18 protein-coding genes are annotated in these 19,552 nt (G+C 64.2%); 6 read left to right on the top strand and 12 right to left on the bottom strand.

Annotation, left to right across the window (positions count from 1 at the left end):
- Position 1 precedes the first annotated feature (1 nt).
- A complete protein-coding gene (locus CH271_RS03425) occupies positions 2 to 781 on the bottom strand; it encodes an ABC transporter permease (protein ID WP_094629802.1) in 780 nt (259 codons plus the stop codon).
- A gap of 94 nt (positions 782 to 875) precedes the next feature.
- Positions 876 to 1,616, bottom strand: coding sequence for an ABC transporter permease (locus CH271_RS03420; protein WP_094632761.1), 741 nt, complete (start codon positions 1,614 to 1,616; stop codon positions 876 to 878).
- A gap of 334 nt (positions 1,617 to 1,950) precedes the next feature.
- Between CH271_RS03420 and CH271_RS03415 the strand changes: the two genes are divergently transcribed.
- Entirely contained in the window at positions 1,951 to 3,000 is a 1,050-nt protein-coding gene (locus CH271_RS03415; RefSeq protein WP_094632650.1) for a M48 family metallopeptidase, read from the top strand.
- A 78-nt stretch (positions 3,001 to 3,078) separates the two neighbouring features.
- Here the strand turns inward: CH271_RS03415 and lpdA are convergent, their stop codons facing one another.
- A complete protein-coding gene (gene lpdA, locus CH271_RS03410; RefSeq protein WP_037186801.1) occupies positions 3,079 to 4,494 on the bottom strand; it encodes a dihydrolipoyl dehydrogenase in 1,416 nt (471 codons plus the stop codon).
- A 115-nt stretch (positions 4,495 to 4,609) separates the two neighbouring features.
- Here lpdA and CH271_RS03405 point away from each other — a divergent pair, with 115 nt between their 5' ends.
- A complete protein-coding gene (locus CH271_RS03405; RefSeq protein ID WP_094632649.1) occupies positions 4,610 to 6,643 on the top strand; it encodes a prolyl oligopeptidase family serine peptidase in 2,034 nt (677 codons plus the stop codon).
- Between the two features lie 3 nt (positions 6,644 to 6,646).
- Here the strand turns inward: CH271_RS03405 and CH271_RS03400 are convergent, their stop codons facing one another.
- From CH271_RS03400 to ppk2, 3 genes are all read right to left on the bottom strand, one after another.
- Entirely contained in the window at positions 6,647 to 7,627 is a 981-nt protein-coding gene (locus tag CH271_RS03400; RefSeq protein ID WP_094632760.1) for an alpha/beta hydrolase, read from the bottom strand.
- A 212-nt stretch (positions 7,628 to 7,839) separates the two neighbouring features.
- On the bottom strand, positions 7,840 to 8,673 hold the full coding sequence (locus CH271_RS03395; RefSeq protein ID WP_094632648.1) for an alpha/beta hydrolase family protein: 834 nt from the start codon (positions 8,671 to 8,673) through the stop codon (positions 7,840 to 7,842).
- Positions 8,674 to 9,574: 901 nt separating this feature from the next.
- The gene (gene ppk2, locus CH271_RS03390) at positions 9,575 to 10,519 is read right to left on the bottom strand and encodes a polyphosphate kinase 2 (protein WP_170945901.1); all 945 of its coding nucleotides are present in this window, start codon (positions 10,517 to 10,519) and stop codon (positions 9,575 to 9,577) included.
- A 296-nt stretch (positions 10,520 to 10,815) separates the two neighbouring features.
- Here ppk2 and CH271_RS03385 point away from each other — a divergent pair, with 296 nt between their 5' ends.
- Entirely contained in the window at positions 10,816 to 11,019 is a 204-nt protein-coding gene (locus CH271_RS03385; protein WP_037186789.1) for a PspC domain-containing protein, read from the top strand.
- A gap of 57 nt (positions 11,020 to 11,076) precedes the next feature.
- Here the strand turns inward: CH271_RS03385 and CH271_RS28670 are convergent, their stop codons facing one another.
- Positions 11,077 to 11,232, bottom strand: a complete 156-nt coding sequence (locus CH271_RS28670; RefSeq protein WP_155292866.1) for a hypothetical protein — start codon at positions 11,230 to 11,232, stop codon at positions 11,077 to 11,079.
- A 157-nt stretch (positions 11,233 to 11,389) separates the two neighbouring features.
- Entirely contained in the window at positions 11,390 to 12,796 is a 1,407-nt protein-coding gene (locus tag CH271_RS03380) for a glucose-6-phosphate dehydrogenase (protein WP_094632758.1), read from the bottom strand.
- A 61-nt stretch (positions 12,797 to 12,857) separates the two neighbouring features.
- Between CH271_RS03380 and CH271_RS03375 the strand changes: the two genes are divergently transcribed.
- A complete protein-coding gene (locus tag CH271_RS03375; protein WP_094632757.1) occupies positions 12,858 to 13,460 on the top strand; it encodes a hypothetical protein in 603 nt (200 codons plus the stop codon).
- Here CH271_RS03375 and CH271_RS03370 read toward each other — a convergent pair.
- Entirely contained in the window at positions 13,457 to 14,029 is a 573-nt protein-coding gene (locus tag CH271_RS03370; protein ID WP_094632647.1) for an isochorismatase family protein, read from the bottom strand. The two genes, CH271_RS03375 and CH271_RS03370, sit on opposite strands and share 4 nt — an antisense overlap.
- 21 nt (positions 14,030 to 14,050) lie before the next feature.
- On the opposite strand from CH271_RS03370, the gene CH271_RS03365 reads away from it, so the two are divergent.
- Positions 14,051 to 14,857 carry an MOSC domain-containing protein gene (locus CH271_RS03365; RefSeq protein WP_094632646.1) on the top strand — a complete coding sequence of 269 codons (807 nt, stop codon included), beginning with the start codon at positions 14,051 to 14,053 and terminating at the stop codon, positions 14,855 to 14,857.
- 54 nt (positions 14,858 to 14,911) lie between these two features.
- On the opposite strand, the gene CH271_RS03360 is transcribed toward CH271_RS03365, so the two are convergent.
- From CH271_RS03360 to aspA, 3 genes are read right to left on the bottom strand one after another with little or no spacing between them, the layout of a single operon-like run.
- Positions 14,912 to 15,832, bottom strand: coding sequence for an asparaginase (locus CH271_RS03360; RefSeq protein WP_256986171.1), 921 nt, complete (start codon positions 15,830 to 15,832; stop codon positions 14,912 to 14,914).
- Positions 15,825 to 17,264 (bottom strand): amino acid permease, encoded by a 1,440-nt coding sequence (locus CH271_RS03355; RefSeq protein WP_037186784.1) that lies wholly within the window; start codon positions 17,262 to 17,264, stop codon positions 15,825 to 15,827. Before CH271_RS03355 ends, CH271_RS03360 begins: the two co-directional genes overlap by 8 nt.
- Before the next feature lie 4 nt (positions 17,265 to 17,268).
- The gene (aspA, locus tag CH271_RS03350) at positions 17,269 to 18,708 is read right to left on the bottom strand and encodes an aspartate ammonia-lyase (RefSeq protein ID WP_037186782.1); all 1,440 of its coding nucleotides are present in this window, start codon (positions 18,706 to 18,708) and stop codon (positions 17,269 to 17,271) included.
- Between the two features lie 99 nt (positions 18,709 to 18,807).
- Here aspA and CH271_RS03345 point away from each other — a divergent pair, with 99 nt between their 5' ends.
- Complete coding sequence (locus tag CH271_RS03345; RefSeq protein WP_037186779.1) at positions 18,808 to 19,512, top strand: FadR/GntR family transcriptional regulator; 705 nt, start codon at positions 18,808 to 18,810, stop codon at positions 19,510 to 19,512.
- Positions 19,513 to 19,552 lie beyond the last annotated feature (40 nt).

Raw genomic sequence — 19,552 nt, 5'->3', positions numbered from 1 at the left:
TCTACCCCGAAATCCTTATGCCCGAGTCGAATCCCCACAGAACCAAGGTCATGATCATGTCCAGCACCACCACTGCCACGAGGCTGGCTCGGATGGCGCGACCCGACGCGCGCCCCACACCTTCCGGACCGCCCGAGGCGTAATACCCCTGGTAGCCGTGAATCAGAATGATCGTCACGACGAACACAGCAGCCTTCAGCAGTGAGAACAGCACGTCGATCGGCTGTAGAAAGGCACTGAAGTAGTGGTCGTAGGTGCCGGACGACTGTCCGCCGACGACCCGGACCACGAACGCGCAGGACAGGTAGCTCAAGATGAGCGTCAGCAGATAGAGCGGCACGATCGTGACGATTCCCGCGATCACCCGGGTGGTCACGACGAACGGCATCGATTGGATCCCTTGAGCTTCGAGGGCGTCGATTTCCTCCGAGATCCGCATCGCACCGATCTCGGCCGTCATTCGACATCCTGCCTGCGTCGCGAAACCGATGGCCGCGATCATCGGGGCAAGCTCACGAGTACTGGCGTACGCGGAGATGAAGCCCGTCAGCGGCTCCATACCTACCATGCCGAGTGAATTGAACCCCTCGATTCCCACGGACGCACCCACCGCGACACCCAAGACGACGAGAACCGACACCGTTCCGCCACCGACGATCAATCTTCCACTGCCCCAGGTGATGTCACTGAGGATGAGCAGCATCTGCCGGCGGTAGGCACGAACCGTGTGAGGTATCGCGACGAGCACCTTGACGCAGAACGTCAGTTGATGGCCCAGCATCTCGAGTACCGCGAACGGCTTGCGTCCGAGGTATCTGGCACCGCGCGTGAGATGAGCGGTGCCGTGCACCGTGTACCGAGAAGGAGTCGCCACGTCAGCCCAATCTCTGCGGCATGAACATCGCGACCAACTGAGTGATGACGACGTTGACTGTGAACGCGGACACCACACCGAGGACCACGGACGCATTGACCGCGTTGGCCACCCCGCGAGGACCGTGCGACGCGGACAAACCGCGTTGGCACGCGACAACGATGACGATGACCCCGAATATCTCGGTCTTCACCAGGGCGACGACGAGATCCGTAACCGAGGCGAAGCTCGCGAACGAGCTGATGTAACTGCCGGGCGTGCCACTCTGGAAACCGACGTTGATCGCGTAGCCGGCGGCCAAACCCATGAAGATGATCAGAATGCACAGAAACGGTGCTACCAGGAGGATGGCTGCCAGCCGCGGCGTGACGAGTCTGCGCACCGGGTCGATTCCCATCGTCGACAGCGCGTCGATCTCGTCTCGAATGGTGCGGGCCCCCAGATCGGCAGCGACCGCCGAACCTGCGGCACCGCCCAACAACAGAGCCGCGACGATCGGTGCACCCTGACGGATCACCCCGAGACCACCTGCGGCACCTGCGATGGACGTCGCGCCGATCTGATCGGTGAGACTGCCGACCTGCACGGAGACGATGACGCCGAACGGAATGGATACCAGGATCGCGGGGACCACGGTGACGGTGACGACGAACCACGCCTGGTCGACGGTGTCACGCCACGGATGACGCAGCGTGGCGATATCGCGCACGAGGTGAACGAAGGCCAACACCCCCAGCTCCATCGTCTGACCGAACGTCCTGAATCCACCGGAAACCCCGTCGCTGACGCGTGCGAACGTCGATATCGGCGACGACAATTCCCCACCCCCAAGCTCGTGTTCGGCGCGACTCCCCCGCGCCGAAAACGAAAAGTACCAGCCGACAGTCGCCCAAGTGACGTTTTCCTCACTTACCGACCTATGAGAAATCACAGACTTCGGCCGGGCCGCCTGAGGTTCCGATGCGACCGAGCGCTCGGGTGTGCGCAGCGTCTCGTGGGCATCGTGAGCCTCGAGTACGGACCGATCACCCCGCTTTACTGATACTTTGGATTCTCATCGACGCTGGGAGAACAGATTGACATCCGCCCCGGATCGCACCCGCATCGAATTCCCCGACATCAGCTCGCGCACATGGGAACACCCGTCGGATCGAGCTGCCCTGGTCACCCTGCGCACCCTCAAGGGTTTCGACACCGTTCTGCGCACGCTGTCCGGGCTGCTGCGCGAACGGCAGCACCGACTGATGTACCTCGCCACCGCGGTGCGCGTCGACGATCGGCAGTTCAAGGACCTGAACGACCTACGCACCGACTGCGTGCAGATTCTCGGTGCCGAGGAAACACCGGAACTCTTCGTGGTGCAGTCGCCGATGGTCAACGCGTTCACGATCGGCATGGATCGACCGTTCATCGTTCTCACCACCGGACTCCTCGACATCATGACCTACGAGGAGCAGCGATTCGTCGTCGGCCACGAACTCGGCCACGCGTTGTCCGGTCACGCGGTGTATCGCACCGTACTCATGCATCTGATGCGCCTCGCCGGCACCGTCGGCTGGGTTCCGGTGGGCGGTTGGGCGCTGCGCGCGCTCATCGCAGGCCTGATGGAATGGCAGCGTAAGTCCGAATTATCCGGCGACAGAGCAGGTTTGCTGTGCGGGCAGGACGTGCACACGGCAATCCGAGTACAGCTCAAGCTGGCGGGCGGAGCACGAATCAGTGAGATCGACGTCGACGCGTTCCTCGCCCAGGCCGCCGAGTACGAGGCCAGCGGCGACCTGCGCGACGGTGTGCTCAAGTTGCTCAACATCGAACTGCTCTCGCACCCGTTCTCGGTACTGCGGGCAGCCGAGTTGAAGAAGTGGGTCGACAGCGGCGACTACGCAGCAGTGTTGCGCGGGGACTACCCGCGCAGGTCCACCGACCACGAGGCCAGGCCGTCCGAGGAATTCCGCACTGCCGCTCGCTCGTACAAGGCCGGTTTCGATACCTCGGAGGATCCGTTGGTCCGGACGATCCGCGATTTCGGCAGCGGCTTCACCGGCGCGGTCGACGCCGTCGGCAACGGAATCGGCGACGTGGCGTCGGACATCAAGGGTCGCTTCGATCACTGGCGAAAGTCGTAGCACCAGAACAGAACCCATGAACGACAGACGGCGGCGACCACCGAAGTGGTCGCCGCCGTTCTCGTCGTACGGCAGAGATCAGAAGTTGATCATGTGGCCCGCGAGGCCGTGGATCGCTTCCTGCAGTGCCTCCGACAGCGTCGGGTGCGTGTGGACGTTGCGGGCGAGCTCGTTGACCGTCAGGTCCCACTTCTGGGCCAGGGTCAGCTCGGGCAGCAGCTCGGACACGTCCGGTCCGATGAGGTGTCCACCGAGCAGTTCGCCGTGCTCGGTGTCGGCGATGAGCTTGACGAAGCCGGTGGCGTCGCCCAGTCCGTGTGCCTTGCCGTTGGCGGCGAACGGGAAGTTCGCGACCTTGATGTCGGACCCGCGGGCCTGAGCCTCTTCGCGGGCCTGGTCCTCGGTGAGGCCGAAGCTCGCGACCTGCGGCTGGCAGAACGTCGCGCGCGGCATCATGCGGTAGTCGTCGATCGGCAATGTCTCTGCGCCGCCGATGGTTTCGGCAGCAACGACAGCCTGGGCCTCGGCCACGTGGGCAAGCTGGAGCTTGGCCGTGACGTCGCCGATGGCGTAGATGTGCGGCACGTTGGTCTGCATCGTGTTGGTGATGCCGATGGCACCGCGATCGGTGAGCTCGACGCCGGTCTTCTCGAGGCCGAATCCTTCGACGCGGGGCGCGAAGCCGACGGACTGCATCACCTTGTCGACGGTGAAGGTCTCGCTCTCACCGGACTTGTTGTGCTTGATCGCGACGGTGACCTTGGAGCCGTCGTCGTCGATGCTCTGCACGCCTGCGCCGGTGATGACCTTGACGCCGAGCTTCTTGTACTGCTTCTCGATTTCCTTCGAGACGTCTTTGTCCTCGTTGGGGAGCGCCCGATCGAGGAACTCGACGATGGTGACGTCGACTCCGTAGTTCTTGAGCACGTAGCCGAACTCCATGCCGATGGCACCGGCACCGACGATGAGGATCGAACCCGGCAGGTCCTTCGTCATGATCTGCTCTTCGTACGTGACGACGTTCTTGCTCAGTTCGGTGCCGGGAAGCAGCTTGGTGGTGCTGCCCGTCGCGATGATCGCGTTGTCGAACGTGATCGTCTCGGTGCCGCCCTTGGTCAGCTCGACCTCGATGGTGTTGGCATCGGTGAACGTGCCCTTGCCGTCGTACTCGGGGATCTTGTTCTTCTTCATCAGGAAGTGGATGCCCTTGACGCGGCCGTCGGCAACCTTGCGGCTCCGATCGAACGCTGCGCCGAAGTCGAAGGATGCTTCGCCCGAGATGCCGAACAGCTTCGCCTCTTTGGTGAAGAGGTGCGCCAGCTCGGCGTTACGGAGAAGTGCCTTCGAGGGGATGCAGCCGACGTTCAGGCACACACCGCCCCAATACTTCTTCTCGATGATGGCAGTGCTGAGTCCGAGTTGTGCCGCGCGGATAGCAGCGACGTACCCACCGGGACCGGCTCCGAGGACAACGACGTCATAGTGTGAGGTCACGAGTACCCAGCGTAGTCGTGCCGTCCGACGCTGTCTCGACCTGGTCTTCGTTACCAGCCGGTAGCCACGCGAGCGCCGACCACCCCGACTGCCCGAGTGCTGCTAGAACTGTGGAATGGCAATCTCGGACGACCCGTACCTCTGGCTCGAAGACGTCACCGGCGACGCTGCGCTCGCGTGGGTGCGCAAGAAGAACGAGGTGACGGTCGAGTCGCTGAGCGGCACGGCCTTCGACGCCACCGAGGCGAGTATCCGAGAAATTCTCGACACCGACGCCCGCATTCCGTACGCCCGTCGTCGTGGGCAGTTTCTCTACAACTTCTGGCGCGACGCCGAACACGTCCGCGGCCTGTGGCGTCGAACGACGATGGACGAGTACCGCACCGAGAATCCGGTGTGGGACGTGCTGCTCGATCTCGACGCGCTCGCCGACAGCGAGGACGAGAACTGGGTGTGGGGTGGCGCGCAGGTGCTGCGCCCCGATCAACGACTGGCGCTGGTGACGCTCTCGCGCGGCGGGGCCGACGCGACGGTGGTCCGTGAGTTCGATCTCGATTCCCGCACGTTTCGCGCCCAGGAGGACGGCGGATTCGCGCTACCCGAGGCCAAGACCGACATCGGGTGGATCGACGCCGACACCGTCTTCGTCGGAACGGATTTCGGACCGGGTTCGCTGACCGAATCGGGCTATCCGCGGATCACCAAGCGGTGGCGGCGCGGTACCCCACTCGCCGACGCCGAGACCGTGTACGAGGGTGCAGCACAGGACATCTCGATCTCCGCCTGGCACGACCGCACCCCGGGATTCGAGCGCGACTTCGTTCAGCGTGCCACCGACTTCTACAACTCCGAGACCTACGTTCTCGACGGCTCTGCGTTGACCCGGATCCCGACGCCGACCGATGCGTCGACCTCGGTACACGAGAACTGGTTGCTGGTCCGCACGATGACACCGTGGACGGTCGGCGACAACACCTATCCGGCCGGCGCACTGCTCGCTGCGAATTTCGACGAGTTCATCTCCGGCACAATCCCTCTCACCGTTCTCTTCGCCCCGGACGCGCACACGTCACTGCACCAGTACGCCTGGACCGAGAATCATCTGCTGCTGGTGACGCTGCAGGACGTACGGACGCAGTTGCACGTCCTGACCCCACGTGCGAACGAGTGGGACGCCGGCACGATCGACGGGTTGTCGGACCTGACGTCCACCGAGATCGTCGGCACCGACGCCGAGGAGAACGGTGACGAGTTCTTCCTCTCCTCGTCCGGCTATCTGACGCCCGCGACATTGCTGGTGGGCACGGTGGGCGGCGAGCTCGAAGTCCTCAAGCAGGCTCCGGCATTCTTCGACGCCGACGGTCTGACGGTGCAGCAGTTCTTCGCCCGGTCCGACGACGGCACCGACATCCCGTACTTCGTCGTCCGACGCTCCGATTCCGGACCCGGGCCCACACTGCTCTACGGTTACGGCGGCTTCGAGATCTCGATGACCCCCGGCTACAGCGGCGCAACCGGACGGGCGTGGCTCGAACGTGGTGGCACCTACGTCGTCGCGAACATCCGCGGCGGCGGTGAGTACGGGCCGTCCTGGCACACCCAGGTACTGCGTGCCGGACGCCATCTGGTGCACGAGGACTTCGCCGCCGTCGCGCGCGACCTCGTCACCCGAGGCATCACCACCACCGAACAGTTGGCCGCGCAGGGCGGAAGCAACGGCGGCCTGTTGATGGGCATCATGGTGACGAAGTACCCGGAACTGTTCGGCGCGTTGGTATGTCAGGTCCCGCTACTGGACATGAAGCGGTACCACCTGCTGCTCGCGGGCGCGTCCTGGGTGGCCGAGTACGGCAACCCCGACGACCCGGACGAGTGGGAGTTCATCTCGCAGTACTCCCCGTATCAGAACGTGGTCGCCGCATCGGATCGTCGGTATCCGCCGATCCTGATCGCCACGTCCACCCGCGACGATCGCGTCCACCCCGGACACGCACGCAAGATGGCGGCTCGACTGGCCGAACTCGGTCACGACGTCAGCTACTACGAGAACATCGAAGGTGGGCACGGCGGGGCGTCGGACAATGCGCAGTTGGCGTTCAAGACCGCGTTGACCTACGAATTTCTGTGGCGGAACCTCGCTCGCAGCTGACGGTCAGCCGGCGAGAGCGTCCTCGAACATCGGCCAGGAATCGTGCAGGTCGTCCTGCCAGTAGCCCCACGAGTGGGTACCGCGCTCACGCAACTCGAAGTGGGCCGGGATGTCGAGCTGCTCGAGGGCCGCCTTCAACCTACGAGTGCAGTCCCCGGTCGCCACCTCGATGGCACCGCCCACGACCATCTGGTTGAGCAACACGAAGCCGGTTCCGTTGGGATTGGTGCCGTCGAGAGTGTCCGATGCCCCGGCCAGTCCACTGCCGTTGGAGATGTACAGCGCTGTCCCACGCAGCTTCTCGGCGTTGACGACCGCATCGTTGCGTACCCAGTCCTGGTTGTCGTCCGGCCCCCACATGTTCGTCACGTTCGCGCCGAGCGCCATGGACACGACCGTCTTGACGTATGCCCGTCCCAGCGCGTCGGTGGTCGACGCGCATCCGCTGTAGGAACCGACGGCTCGGTACAGCCCCCGATGGTGAGCGGCCAGGTTCAACACCGAGGTCGCGGTCATCGAGATACCTGCAATCGCGTTGCGGCCGTTGGTATCCAACAGTTCGTCGACGAGCGGTGGCAGTTCGGCGGTGAGGAACGTCTCCCACTTGTTGCGCCCGAGCACCGGGTCGTCGTGTTGCCAGTCCGTGTAGTAGGAGTAGGCCCCGCCCACGGGGGTCACCACGTTGACGTTCTTGTCGGCGAAGAACGACACGACGTCGGTCTGGGTGTACCAGTCCATTCCGTCGAGTCCGCCGCCCGCGCCGTTGAGCAGGTACAGCGTGGGACTGGGAGCCGTCCGATCGGGAGACCGCAGAATCTTCAGTGGGATCGTTCGGTCCATCGCGGCAGAGTGAACGAAGGCCGTCATCGCGGTGTCGTCGGCGACCTCGGTGCGCACCACGTACGACTCCGTCGGACCGGTCACCGGGTCGGCCGGGGCCGCGGACGCGATCGGGTGAACTGCCGCCGCCATCACTGCGACCATCGACACCACAGCCAACCTGCGTACCGCAGCGGAGCGAAACGACCCCGTACCACCCCCGCGTCGACCTCCTGAATCCCCCAGGCCGTTCATAGTCGTGCTCACTATCGTCGTAGAACAATTGCTGGTTCAAAGACTTTCTACACCAAAACGAACCGAAAGCAGGTAGGAATGGCAGATAGCGAGTGAAACGACCAAAAGTTAATTCGAGCGAACTACCTGTGCATCCACTCGGCGACGAGGTCGGCGACCGCCGTGGGGTTTCGGATCCACCCGTTGTGTCCCAGTGGCTCGTCGACGTGCACCGAGGTGACCTCGGCACGGGCCAGCTTGCGCACGAGATTGTCCATCGAGCCACGGGGCGCCAGGTCGTCGCCCTCGATGGTCACCGCCAGCACCGGCAGCGTCAGCCGGCCCATCCGTTCCTCGTAGTCCATGTCCGCACCAGCCGGCTCGATCGAGCCGGTCCGCGCGAACCGGGACCAGTCGTCGATCAGAACCCGCGACTGCCGACCGAAGCCGCCGATGCCGATCCGATCCCCCGGCCAGAACCCCGCGATGCTGCTGGTGATCGCCATCGCCGCCGCGCCCACGTACAGCGGGACACCGCGGGTCGTGCCGAAACCGCGGTGATACGGCGACCCCGACGCCACCAGGATCAATCCGCCGAGCCTGCCCCTGATGCGGGCGGCGTACATCGAGCCAAGCTGCCCACCCATGCTGTGCCCGAGCAAATACGGCGTCGCCTCAGGGAACTGCTCGCGAACCACCTCGAAGATCGCCGGAAAATCGACCGACACCAGCTCCTGATACCCGTACCGACTCGCCGAACTCGGCTTCGGCACACTGTCGCCCTGGCCGCGCAGGTCACCGATCGCGGCGTGGAAACCGCGCGCGACGAGCGCCTCGGCGAACAGTCGGTAGTAGCCACCGGGAATGCCGAGGCCGGGAAGAATCACGATCACCGGCGCATCGTCGCGGCCCTCGCCGGGAAACAGTGACACCGGCACCGTCGAACCGTCGGGCATCTGAATGGGAACGGTCTGCATCGGGCAACCCTATGCCGAGGATTCACCGGCCCGCCCGAGCCGTTCCGGGTAGTCGGAACGCACCGATTTCACACTTCTTCGAAATACGAAAGCCGGGCCCGACGGTGTGTCGAGCCCGGCTCACGGTTGTGGGTCAGACGATGGGGCCGGGGATCTCGATGGGGCCCAAGTCGCCTTCGGAGCTACCGAGCGCGAGCAACTGAAGCAGGATGGTGAGCAGTTCCATGAAAACTCCTTGACGAGAAGGGTATTCGCCGACACCCGTACTCACCGAGGATCGGGAGTGACAGGGTGGGCACCGGCCGTTCTACGAGAGAGGCGGGGCGGCTCAGCTCGCGGGAGCGTCGGAACTTCCGCCTGCGAAGAGCTGGAGGAGGATGGTCAGGAGGTCACCGAGTTCAGCAGACATACGAAATGCTCCTTGTTCGAGGGGAATTGTGCGCAGATCGGAAGTGACGGGCGTCACTCGATTACCTCTGCAAGAAGATTTCTACCCGAGCCGGTAACAATTTGTGGATGTATTCACGAGAAAAGTCGAATATCTTGGTGCGCTATCACAAACCGGTCACGGAACCGGCGAAGTCGCGGCCGCCCCCCGACGGCGACCGCGACAGTGACGGACGACTAAGCGGCGCTACCGGACGTCAACACGCCGACGATCTGATCGACGATCGCGTCGACGATGCCGTCGTACACGCCGGATGCGATGTCGGAAATGAACTGCGCTGCTGAACCCATGGGATCTCCTGATGCTCGTGTTCACGTACAGCCGTAGGTGGTACGACCTCCCTCGTTCCTACCGCACGCGCACCTCCGGTGCAGCACCCGGTACCAACTCGAGACACGGAAGAGGCCGCACCGCAAGGAATCACCGGTGACACGACCGAGTTCGCACCGAAAACTATTCGCCGATCACGTCTTTGGCGCGGCCGACGAGCAACGGGTCGGTTTCGCCGACGATTTCGGGATCCTTGTTCGCGTAGTCGAACTTGTTGAGCACGAAGCGCATCGCATTGATGCGAGCCCGTTTCTTGTCGTTGCTCTTGACGACCGTCCACGGTGCGACGTCGGTGTCGGTGGCGCGGAAGTTCTCTTCCTTCGCCGCGGTGTAGGCATCCCACTTGTCCAGCGAAGCAAGGTCCATGGGCGAGAGCTTCCACTGCCGCACCGGGTCGACCTGCCGGATGGCGAAGCGGGTGCGCTGCTCGTGCTGCGACACCGAGAACCAGAACTTGGTCAAGCTGATGCCCTCGTCGACCAGCATCTGCTCGAACAGCGGTGCCTGCCGAACGAACTGCGCGTGCTGCTCGTCGGTGCAGAAGCCCATGACCCGCTCGACGCCTGCCCGGTTGTACCAGGACCTGTCGAACATGACGATCTCCCCGGCCGCGGGCAGATGTGCGATGTAGCGCTGGAAGTACCACTCGGTCGACTCCCGAGCAGACGGCTTCTCCAACGCGACGACACTGGCACCGCGCGGGTTGAGGTGTTCCATGAATCGCTTGATCGTGCCGCCCTTACCGGCGGCATCTCGGCCCTCGAAGATGATGACGTGACGTCGTCCGGTCTCCTTGGTCCACATCTGCAACTTGAGAAGTTCGATCTGCAGGAGACGCTTCTCCAGGTCGTACTCGGCACGCGTCATGCGCTCGTCGTACGGGTAGTTCTCGCGCCAGGTGTCGACGACGTGCCCGTCGGGAACGGTCAGCAGGACAGGGTCGTCGTCATCGGAGTCGTCGACGACGAAGCCCGAGGTGTCGGCAAGATCGACCGCCTTGGTGATGTCGAGCAAGTCGCTCAGGTTCGTACGTGGAGCCTCACCGTTGCGGAGATCGTTGTCGGTCATGTGCCGAAAGTTAGTGCTCATCGGTGACCGATCGATGGCGATTCGGTGAACACCCGATGCATCCGGTGTCACAGCAGGCGCTACCCGGTCCGCAAGGGGGACGGACCGGGTAGCGCCGTTGTGCACTCGCCGATCGGTTGCGACGGTAGCGGCCCACGCAGCGGTAGGTCCAGGGCTCGGTTCGGAAAAGTCGACGATCTCGTTCGAGCGCCGATTTCGGACCGTTCGTTTGTCGGGGTCGATATGGGTGAAATCCCCGATGCGCCGAAAGGAGTTGCCGATGCAGACTTTTCAGCATGACATTCGAGAGCGGTTCCCCCAGAGAGTTCACCCGGTCCAGTTCACAGAAGATGATCGGAGGTGTATGCGGCGGAGTAGCCGAATATTTCGGCTGGGACGTCAACATCGTCCGACTCGCGACGGTTGCCGGCACGGTCCTGACCGGCGGCACCGTCGTACTGATCTACCTAGCGGCGTTGATGTTGATGCCGCTCCGATGAAGCCCGAACGCGACGAAGCCCCGGACCTCGACAACAGATCCGGGGCCCCGCGACCGACTACTCGGCGACGCTGGAGAGCCCTTCGGCGCTTCCGGTGAACAGCTCGGAGATCGCGTCGGAGATACCTGCGGCGATGCCGTCGGTGATGATTCCGCCGAGGCCGCCGCCTTCGGTGCCGCCGCCGAGCAGACCGGTGATGAGATCGAGAAGCATGGGGTGAGCACCTTTCGGAGAAACGACGAGGCCTGGTTGAAGATTGGACCAGGCGGCAGAAATATAGCGCGCCCGTTCTGTCCGATCCGCCGTTTGGCCGAAAAAGTCCTGCTCCCTGTTTGTTACCCGAAAAAACTCTCGAGTGCCCGCGAGTGAGCTACTCCTTCCCGGTGATCAACCAACCACACGGTCCTGCGAGCTCGTCGGCCTCGGCTGGTCCCATCGACCCGGGCGCGTAACTCTTCACCTCGGGCGGATCGCTCAGCAAGGGAGCGGCGACGTCCCAGACGTGCGCCAGGCCGTCGGGCCTGGTGAACAACGACCGGTCCCCGCTGAGCACATCGAGGATCAAGCGCGCATACGGGCTCAGCGGCTCGGCGTCGGGCACCGACTTCAACGGCAGCGCCAGATGTCCGACGGACAGATCGAAATCCGGGCCCGGCTCCTTGACCGTCATGGCGATATCGATGCTGCCGTCGCCCGACAGGTCGAACGAGAGCACTGCACCGTCGTCGGGCAGCTCGGTGAGCGGACTGTCGGCCGGCTTGCGGAACACCAACGAGACACGCTGCTGGCTCACGCCCAACATCTTTCCGGTGCGCAGCAGGAACGGAACCCCGCGCCAGCGGTCGGTGTCGACCCACAACGTGGCCGCGACGAACGTGTCGACCTTCGAATTCTCGTCGACACCCTCGACGTCGCGGTAGCCGTCGTATTGACCGAGAACCACTTCGGCGGTGTCGAGCGGCCGGAACTGTCCGATCACCGTCTCGCGAGCCGATTGCAGATCCTCGGCCTTCAATGACGCAGGCGGTTCCATCGCCACCTCGGCGGCAACCTGGAACAGATGCGTGACGAGCATGTCCAACACGGCACCGGTCTCGTCGTAGAACTCGGCGCGGTCGTCGATGTCGAGTGTTTCCGGGACGTCGATCTGCACCTGCGCCACGTGCTCGGAGTTCCAGATGCCACTGATCATCCCGTTCGCGAACCGCAGCACGTGCAGGTTCTGCGTCGCTTCCTTGCCCAGGAAGTGGTCGATCCGATAGACCTGCTCTTCTTCGATGACCTCGTGCACGGCTTTGTCGAGTTCCTCGAAGTTCTTCTGCGAGGTACCGAACGGCTTCTCGTAGACCACGCGGGAACCCTCGGCAAGATCGTGTGCACCCAGGGCCTTCGTGTAATCGACGAAGGTGCTCGGCGGCAGAGCGATGTAGTGCACCAGCTGGGCGTCGTCGCCGACGTCCTTCTTCACCTCGGCGATGACCTCGGGCAACTTACCGGGATCGTCGACGGTGAAGCCGTTCCCCGCGAAACGAATTCGCTCGGAGAACGCCGACCAATCGCCGTCGTCCACGTTCTCGGCGAACTCGTCGAGGACGCTGCGGACGTGATCGCGGAACTCGTCGTCGGAGGAGTCCTTGCGGCCGTTGCCGATCAGGACCCATTTCTCGGGGAGCAGACCTTCGAGGTGGAGTTGGTAGAACGACGGCAGGACCATTCGCTTCGCGAGGTCTCCGGTTGCGCCGAAAAGGACGAATACAGTGGGTTGCGAGGACGCCATGACCTCCACTATGCACCGCCCAGTTTGGCAGCGCACAGTGCCGACGAGGTGAGGGTGCATGATGAACAGATCACGGTTTCACGGTGAGATCTACGGGGTAGGTACAACGTCCGGTGTGCGGATCGTCGTCGGCCACTGGACTCGATCGCCGCTCGGGGAATTCACCGACGTCATGGTCCAGTTCGCGGACGGGCGACGCCTGCTTCTCGCACCCAACGGGGACGTACGCGACTTCGTCACCGCCACATACACCTTCGACTCCACCGAGATCGTGCCGGTGACATTCGCTGCGGAACCCGATGAATGGCGGTCGGTGCGAGCGGGTGACCTCACGGTCAGAATTCGAGTCGCCGGGCCAACGGTCCTGGGAAGAGCATTGAGCCTCGTTCCCGACGCGGTGTCCACGGCACCGTGGTTCTGCGCGATCAGCGACCCCATTGCCCGAGTGATACTGCAGGGAGTGCGCACCCGCGGCAGCGCCGGAGGCGGTCGACGCGAGTACTACGGTGCGCGAGGGCAACATCGCGTCACCGACGTCTCGGCATCGTGGCGGGGCGAGGATCTCGGATCGCTCACCCCCGTCACTCCCCCGGTGACCTTCGGCTTCGGCAGCACCCCGGCGGCGCCGTCGGTCACATCCATCACCACGACGATCGACAGTTAGACCACCACTGCGCCGGACGCCCGCAGATCGTCGAGGGCAGCCGCGGAGGTCTCGGGTGCAACTCCCGCAACGAGGTCGGTGAGAACGCGGACGTCGAGCTTCTCGGTCACCGCGTCTTTCGCCGACGCCAGAACGCAGTAGTCGGTCGCAAGTCCGACGACGTCGATGGCGGTGACCTCGTTGGCGCTGAGTACTTCCGCGAGCGGTGTTCCGTCCTCGGTGACACCCTCGAACGCCGAGTACGACGGCTTGCCCTGCCCCTTGTAGACGTGGACGTCCACGGAACCGGTCGCGTAATCGGGGTGATACTCGGCACCGACCGTGCCTGCGACGCAATGCACCGGCCACGTGGTGACGAAATCCGGTGCGGCCTCGGTGGCGAAATGTCCGCCGTTGTCGCCCACCGCGTCGTGCCAATCACGCGAGGACACCACGAGGTCGTACTCGTCGCCGTGGCGCGCCAGGTACGCACTGATCCTGCGCGCGACATCCGCACCGCCGGCCACCGCAAGCGCGCCGCCCTCGGTGAAATCGTTCTGCACATCCACAACCAACAGAGCACGAGTCATGGATCCCAGTATCCTCGACGGGTGCGCGTGTCGTCTCTGGTGACCTACCCCGTCAAGGGATGCGCAGGCTCGACGCTGCATTCGGCTCACGTGAGAGCCACCGGCCTCGAACACGATCGAGCATTCATGATCGTCGACTCCGACGGCGCATTCCGCAGTCAACGTAGCGACCCCGTTCTCGCGGTCGTTCGATGCTCGGTGACGGACGGGGCGCTGACCCTCACACACGCGTCGACCGGTTCGGTGACCGTGTCGGTCGACCGCGACTCCGAAGCGCGCGACATCACGATGTTCCGCGCGCCGATGCGCGGAATCGATCAGGGCGACGACGTCGCTGCCTGGCTCACCGACGTCATCGGAGAACCGTCGAGGCTGGTCGCCGCACCGCGCGACCTCGGCCGCATCACCGATGGAATCTCGCCCGGGTCAGCTCAATTCGCCGACAGCTCCGCCGTGCACATACTCTCGACCGCCTCGCTGGCCGACCTCAACTCCCGCCTCGACGTACCACTGCCGATGGATCGCTTTCGACCCAACATCGTCGTCGACGGCTGGGACTCCCCACACCGGGAAGACGAGGTGCGGGACGTGACCATCGGCTCCACCCGCCTCGCGTACAGCAAACTCGCCATCCGCTGCGCCGTCACCACCGTCGAACAGACAACCGGCGTGCGCACCGGCCCGGAGCCGCTGCGCACACTCGGCGACTACCGCCGCGGTCGACAGAAGGGCGTCGCCTTCGGCTCGAAATTCTCCGTGCTGCAAGACGGCACGGTGACCGTCGGCGACGAACTACACGTCGAGACCTGGGGCGAGTCGGAGCTGTAGCTCGTCAGTAGTGCGGTGGTTGTCCACTATTTGCCTCCGCAGACGCTTTCCTGCCTATGCGAAGGAATTGTGGACAACCACGTCAGTACTGCCTGATGCTATGAGCGCCGCCAACTGGATACGTGCCTGCCCCGCTCGCAGTTCCCGCGAGAACACCGCACCCGCATCGACCAGATCGTGACCACCCCCGCCGCCGCCGTACGTCGGCGAGGTCTCACCGAACGGCACCCGCGTCGTGACGACCACGTGCACCCCGGCAGCCACTGCTTCTTTCACCGCATGCACGACGCGGGCGTTGGTGTTGCCCGAGCCCAGCGCCTGAAGCACGATGCCCGACGCCCCGGCCTCGCGGCACGCATCGACCTGCAGGCCGTCGGCCCCGGGATACAGGGCGACGATATCGACCCGAATCCCGGCAACGGGCTTCCACTGCAACGGTTTCGGTCGCGGCAGCGCGGCAGACCGGAACGCGTCGAGCTCGGAGGTGTGCTTCTTGATCGCACCGCGCGCAGGCAGCAACCGTCCGCCGAAGGCAATCACCACACCGCGCTCGGACTGCGCCGCAGCCACTGCTGCAGCAATGTTGCCGGGGCCGTCCGGATCGGAATGATCGGCTGTGCGCTGCGCACCGGTGAACACCACCGGACGCTCGTCGTCGTGGAACAGATCGACGTACAACGCCGACTCCTCCATGGTGTCGGTACCGTGCAGCACCACCACTCCGACGCAGCCGTCCTCGGCGAGCGCGTCGACCACCGCGGTACGGATGGTGTCGAGATCCGCGAAGTCCAACGCCGAGCTGTCCTTCGACATCACCTCGCGCACCTCGACGCCGTCGACATCGATCCCCAGACCGGCCACCGGCCGAGACACCCCGTGCTCGTCGCGACTGCTGGCAATCGTGCCACCGGTGGTCAACAACGCGACGTGCTCAGTGCTCTCCGGCCGTTCCTGCAGGCCCCACTCTTCAGTCACTGCGCGCCGCCACCTCTCGAATTCTGTTGCGGCACAAGAACCAACCACCGATCAGCATCGGCGCGATGAGCAGGATCGACGCCACCGTCCAGGTACCGACCGGTTTGTCGAAGGCCATCAGCACGAGTACACACGCCAGGAAGCCTAGCGTTGCGTATCCGGTGTACGGAGCGCCGAACAGCTTGAACGCAGGTCGGGTGACCGCACCGGTCTTGGACAGCGACCAGAACTTGAGCTGACACGCGACGATGACGGCCCAGGCGCTGATGATGCCGAGAGCGGCGAGGTTGAGGACGATCTCGAATGCCTGCGCCGGTACCACTGCGTTGAGCACGACACCGAGCAGCGTCACCACCGACGTCAGTGCGATGCCGCCGTACGGCACACCCGACTTGTTCATCCGTGCAGCGAATGCGGGTGCCGAGCCGGCGACCGCCATGGAGTGCAGAATGCGCCCGGTGGAGTAGAGCCCGGCGTTGAGTGAGGACAGCGCCGCGGTGAGGACCACGAGGTTCATGATCGCGTCGGCGCCCTCGACGTCGATGGCTCCGAAGAACGTCACGAACGGACTCTCGCCGGCTTGATAGGCGGTGTACGGCAACAGCAACGAGAGCAACAGCACCGAGCCGACGTAGAACACGACGATGCGAACGATGACGGTGTTGATCGCCTTGGGGATGACCTTCTCCGGATTCTGGGTCTCCCCGGCAGCGGTACCGACCAGCTCGATCGAGGCGTAGGCGAACACCACGCCCTGGATCACCACGATCGCAGGCAACAGTCCGTTGGGAATCAACCCGCCGTTGTCGGTCAGCACGCTCAGCCCCGGCTCCTGGCCGTCGATGGGAGTGCCGAAGATGACGAAGTAGGTACCGATCACCAGAAACGTCACCAGCGCAACGACTTTGATGAGTGCGAACCAGAACTCGAGCTCGCCGAACACCTTGACCGACACCAGATTCAAGCCGAGCACGAGCAGCAGGCCCGCGAGTGCGAACACCCACTGGTCGATGTCACCGAGCGGAGCCCAGTACTTCTTGAAGAAGTTCATGTACAACGCCACGGCCGTCACGTCGACCACCGCCGTCATCGCCCAGTTCATCCAGTACAGCCAGCCGGCCGCGAAAGCGACCTTCTCGCCGAAGAATTCGCGCGAGTACGAGACGAACGATCCCGAGGTCGGCCGGTGCATCACCAGTTCGCCCAGTGCCCGCAGGATCAGGAAGGCGAAGAATCCACACAGTGCGTACACCAATACCAGCGCCGGGCCCGCGTCGCGCAGTCGGCCGCCGGCTCCCATGAAGAGGCCCGTGCCGATCGCGCCGCCGATGGCGATCATCTGAATCTGGCGCGGGGCCAGCTCTTTTCGATAGCCGGGGTCTTCTTCGGTGAAGGCCTTGCGGGTATCGACACTCCGATTCTCGGTGCTCATCGTGTCACCTCGTCGACGTTTCAGGAGCATCCGCATGCTCGACCGGAGCCACCCGCAGGTTGGCCAGATGCTCGGGGCTCAGGAGCCGATCGAGCTCGTCCCGGGCCAGCAGCCCCTTCTCGAGTACGAGGTCGACGACGTTGCGGCCACTGACCAACGCTTCCTGCGCAATCGCCGTCGATTCGACGTATCCGAGATACGGGCTCAGCGCGGTGATCAGGCCGATGGAGTTCTCGACACGCTCACGCAGCAGGTCCACATTGGCGGTGATGCCGTCCACGCAGCGATGCGCGACGGTACGGCATGCGGCGCTCAGATGCGCCATGCCGTCGGACAGGGATTTGACGATGATGGGCTCGAATGCGTTGAGCTGCAACTGTCCTGCCTCGGCCGCCATCGTGATCGTGACGTCGTGGCCGATCACCTCGTAGGCGACCTGGTTCAGTACCTCGGGGATGACGGGGTTGACCTTGCCGGGCATGATCGACGAACCGGCCTGCATCGGAGGCAGATTGATCTCGTTGAAGCCGGCCCGCGGACCGGACGACAGCAGCCGGAGGTCGTTGCAGATCTTCGACAGTTTCACTGCGACGCGCTTGAGCACACCGGACAGGTGCACGAACTGACCGACGTCCTGCGTTGCCTCGATCAGGTCTGTCGCAGTCACCAGCGGCAGACCGGTGATGGTGCGCAGATGTGCGACGGCCGATTCGGTGTAGCCGGCGGGGGCGTTGAGTCCGGTGCCGATGGCGGTGGCTCCGAGGTTGATCTCGTGCACCAGCAGCGCCGCTTCTTCGAGTCGCGAGCAGTCCTCGTCGATCATGATCGCGTAGGTACCGAACTCCTGACCGAGAGTCATCGGCACCGCGTCCTGTAGCTGCGTGCGGCCCATCTTGACGACGGTGGCGAACTCGCTCGCTTTGCGGCCGAACGAATCTCGCAACACCTTCATCGAGGCGATGAGCTCGTGCACGGCGAAGATGGTCGCGATGTTCACCGACGTCGGGTACACGTCGTTGGTGGACTGCGATGCGTTCACGTGCTCGTTGGGGTGCAGCATGCTGTACTCGCCGTGTGCGTGGCCGAGGATCTCCAGCGCGCGGTTCGCGATGACCTCGTTGGCGTTCATGTTGGTCGAGGTGCCCGCGCCGCCCTGAATGACGTCGACGACAAACTCCTCGTGCCACTGGCCGTCGAGAATTTCCTGGCACGCCGTGCGGATCGCTTCCCCGCGGGTGGCGTCGAGGATCCCGAGATCCTGGTTGGCCGACGCAGCTGCCCACTTCACCGCTGCGAGTCCGCGAACGAGGTGCGCATTGGTGGAGATCGGACGCCCGGTGATGGGGAAATTCTCGAGAGCGCGCAGGGTGTGGATCCCCCAGTACGCACTCGTCGGGATGTCGCGTTCGCCGAGAAGATCCTTCTCGATGCGGGTATCGGCCACGGTTGCGCTCCTTCAGGGGGTGTCCAGCTGTCCGGCTGTCTGACAGGTAGAGTGTGGCGCAGAACACCCCATCGGTCAACCCCAGGCTAGGATTGCTCCATGAACCTGTCGGACAGCTGGGCAGTCAGTGCGCCCACGAATGCCCGCATGAGCGCAGCCGAGGCGGTGTTCGCCGACCTCCGTTCGGCGATCGCGTCGGGCGATCTACCCGTCGGACAGAAATTGCCGTCCGAGGCCGCGCTCGCCACCCGGCACAGCGTCAGCCGCTCCGTCATCCGCGAGGCGCTGCGTTCCTGCCATGCCCTCGGCCTGACCGAAACCAAAACGGGGCTGGGCACTTTCGTCATTCGCGACCGTGTCGGAAACGACCTCGACATCGGCAACTACGCAGCCCGCGAACTCATGGAGGCCCGCCCTCACGTGGAGATCCCCGCAGCCGGCTGGGCCGCAGAGCGTCGTACCGACGAGGAGTTGACGGTGCTCGCCGGCCTGGCCGACGAGATGCGTTCCGAGGACGACCACGAGGCCTGGGTACTACTGGACGCGCAGTTCCACACAGCGATCGCGCGAGCGAGCAAGAACCGCGTGTTCGAGTCGATCATCGTCGACATCCGCGACGCGTTGACGCGACAGTCGGAGACCCTCAACCTCGTCGCGCACCGGCAACAGCAATCCAACCTCGAACACGACGCCATCGTCGACGGCATCCGATCCGGCGAGTACGACGCGGCTGCACGCGCCATGACCGCGCACCTCGATGCGGTCCGGAATGCAGTGGAGTCGCTCGCCGATCGGCCCAGCTGACCGTACGACTGGGCCGGGAGTGGAGCCTGCGGAACGCCCC

Origin of the sequence: Rhodococcus sp. 05-340-2 (assembly GCF_002258915.1) — a bacterium.
In the GTDB taxonomy this organism is placed as follows: Bacteria; Actinomycetota; Actinomycetes; order Mycobacteriales; family Mycobacteriaceae; genus Rhodococcoides.
Note: the sequence above shows the minus strand (reverse complement) of the source record. Positions and strands in the feature narration are given on the sequence as shown.

Bases quoted from the DNA above. Each gene is read 5' to 3' on its own strand.
- CH271_RS03425 (WP_094629802.1), bottom strand. From the start codon at position 781: ATGCTGGGCCATCAACTGACGTTCTGCGTCAAGGTGCTCGTCGCGATA.
- CH271_RS28670 (WP_155292866.1), bottom strand. From the start codon at position 11,232: ATGCTTCTCGATCTCATCACCGGTCTGCTCGGCGGCGGCACCGAAGGC.
- CH271_RS03375 (WP_094632757.1), top strand. From the start codon at position 12,858: ATGAACAGATCACGGTTTCACGGTGAGATCTACGGGGTAGGTACAACG.
- CH271_RS03355 (WP_037186784.1), bottom strand. From the start codon at position 17,264: ATGAGCACCGAGAATCGGAGTGTCGATACCCGCAAGGCCTTCACCGAA.
- CH271_RS03395 (WP_094632648.1), bottom strand. From the start codon at position 8,673: ATGCAGACCGTTCCCATTCAGATGCCCGACGGTTCGACGGTGCCGGTG.
- CH271_RS03385 (WP_037186789.1), top strand. From the start codon at position 10,816: ATGACATTCGAGAGCGGTTCCCCCAGAGAGTTCACCCGGTCCAGTTCA.
- CH271_RS03400 (WP_094632760.1), bottom strand. From the start codon at position 7,627: ATGGTCGCAGTGATGGCGGCGGCAGTTCACCCGATCGCGTCCGCGGCC.
- CH271_RS03380 (WP_094632758.1), bottom strand. From the start codon at position 12,796: ATGGCGTCCTCGCAACCCACTGTATTCGTCCTTTTCGGCGCAACCGGA.
- CH271_RS03345 (WP_037186779.1), top strand. From the start codon at position 18,808: ATGAACCTGTCGGACAGCTGGGCAGTCAGTGCGCCCACGAATGCCCGC.
- CH271_RS03370 (WP_094632647.1), bottom strand. From the start codon at position 14,029: ATGACTCGTGCTCTGTTGGTTGTGGATGTGCAGAACGATTTCACCGAG.
- CH271_RS03420 (WP_094632761.1), bottom strand. From the start codon at position 1,616: ATGGAGCTGGGGGTGTTGGCCTTCGTTCACCTCGTGCGCGATATCGCC.
- CH271_RS03405 (WP_094632649.1), top strand. From the start codon at position 4,610: ATGGCAATCTCGGACGACCCGTACCTCTGGCTCGAAGACGTCACCGGC.
- ppk2 (WP_170945901.1), bottom strand. From the start codon at position 10,519: ATGACCGACAACGATCTCCGCAACGGTGAGGCTCCACGTACGAACCTG.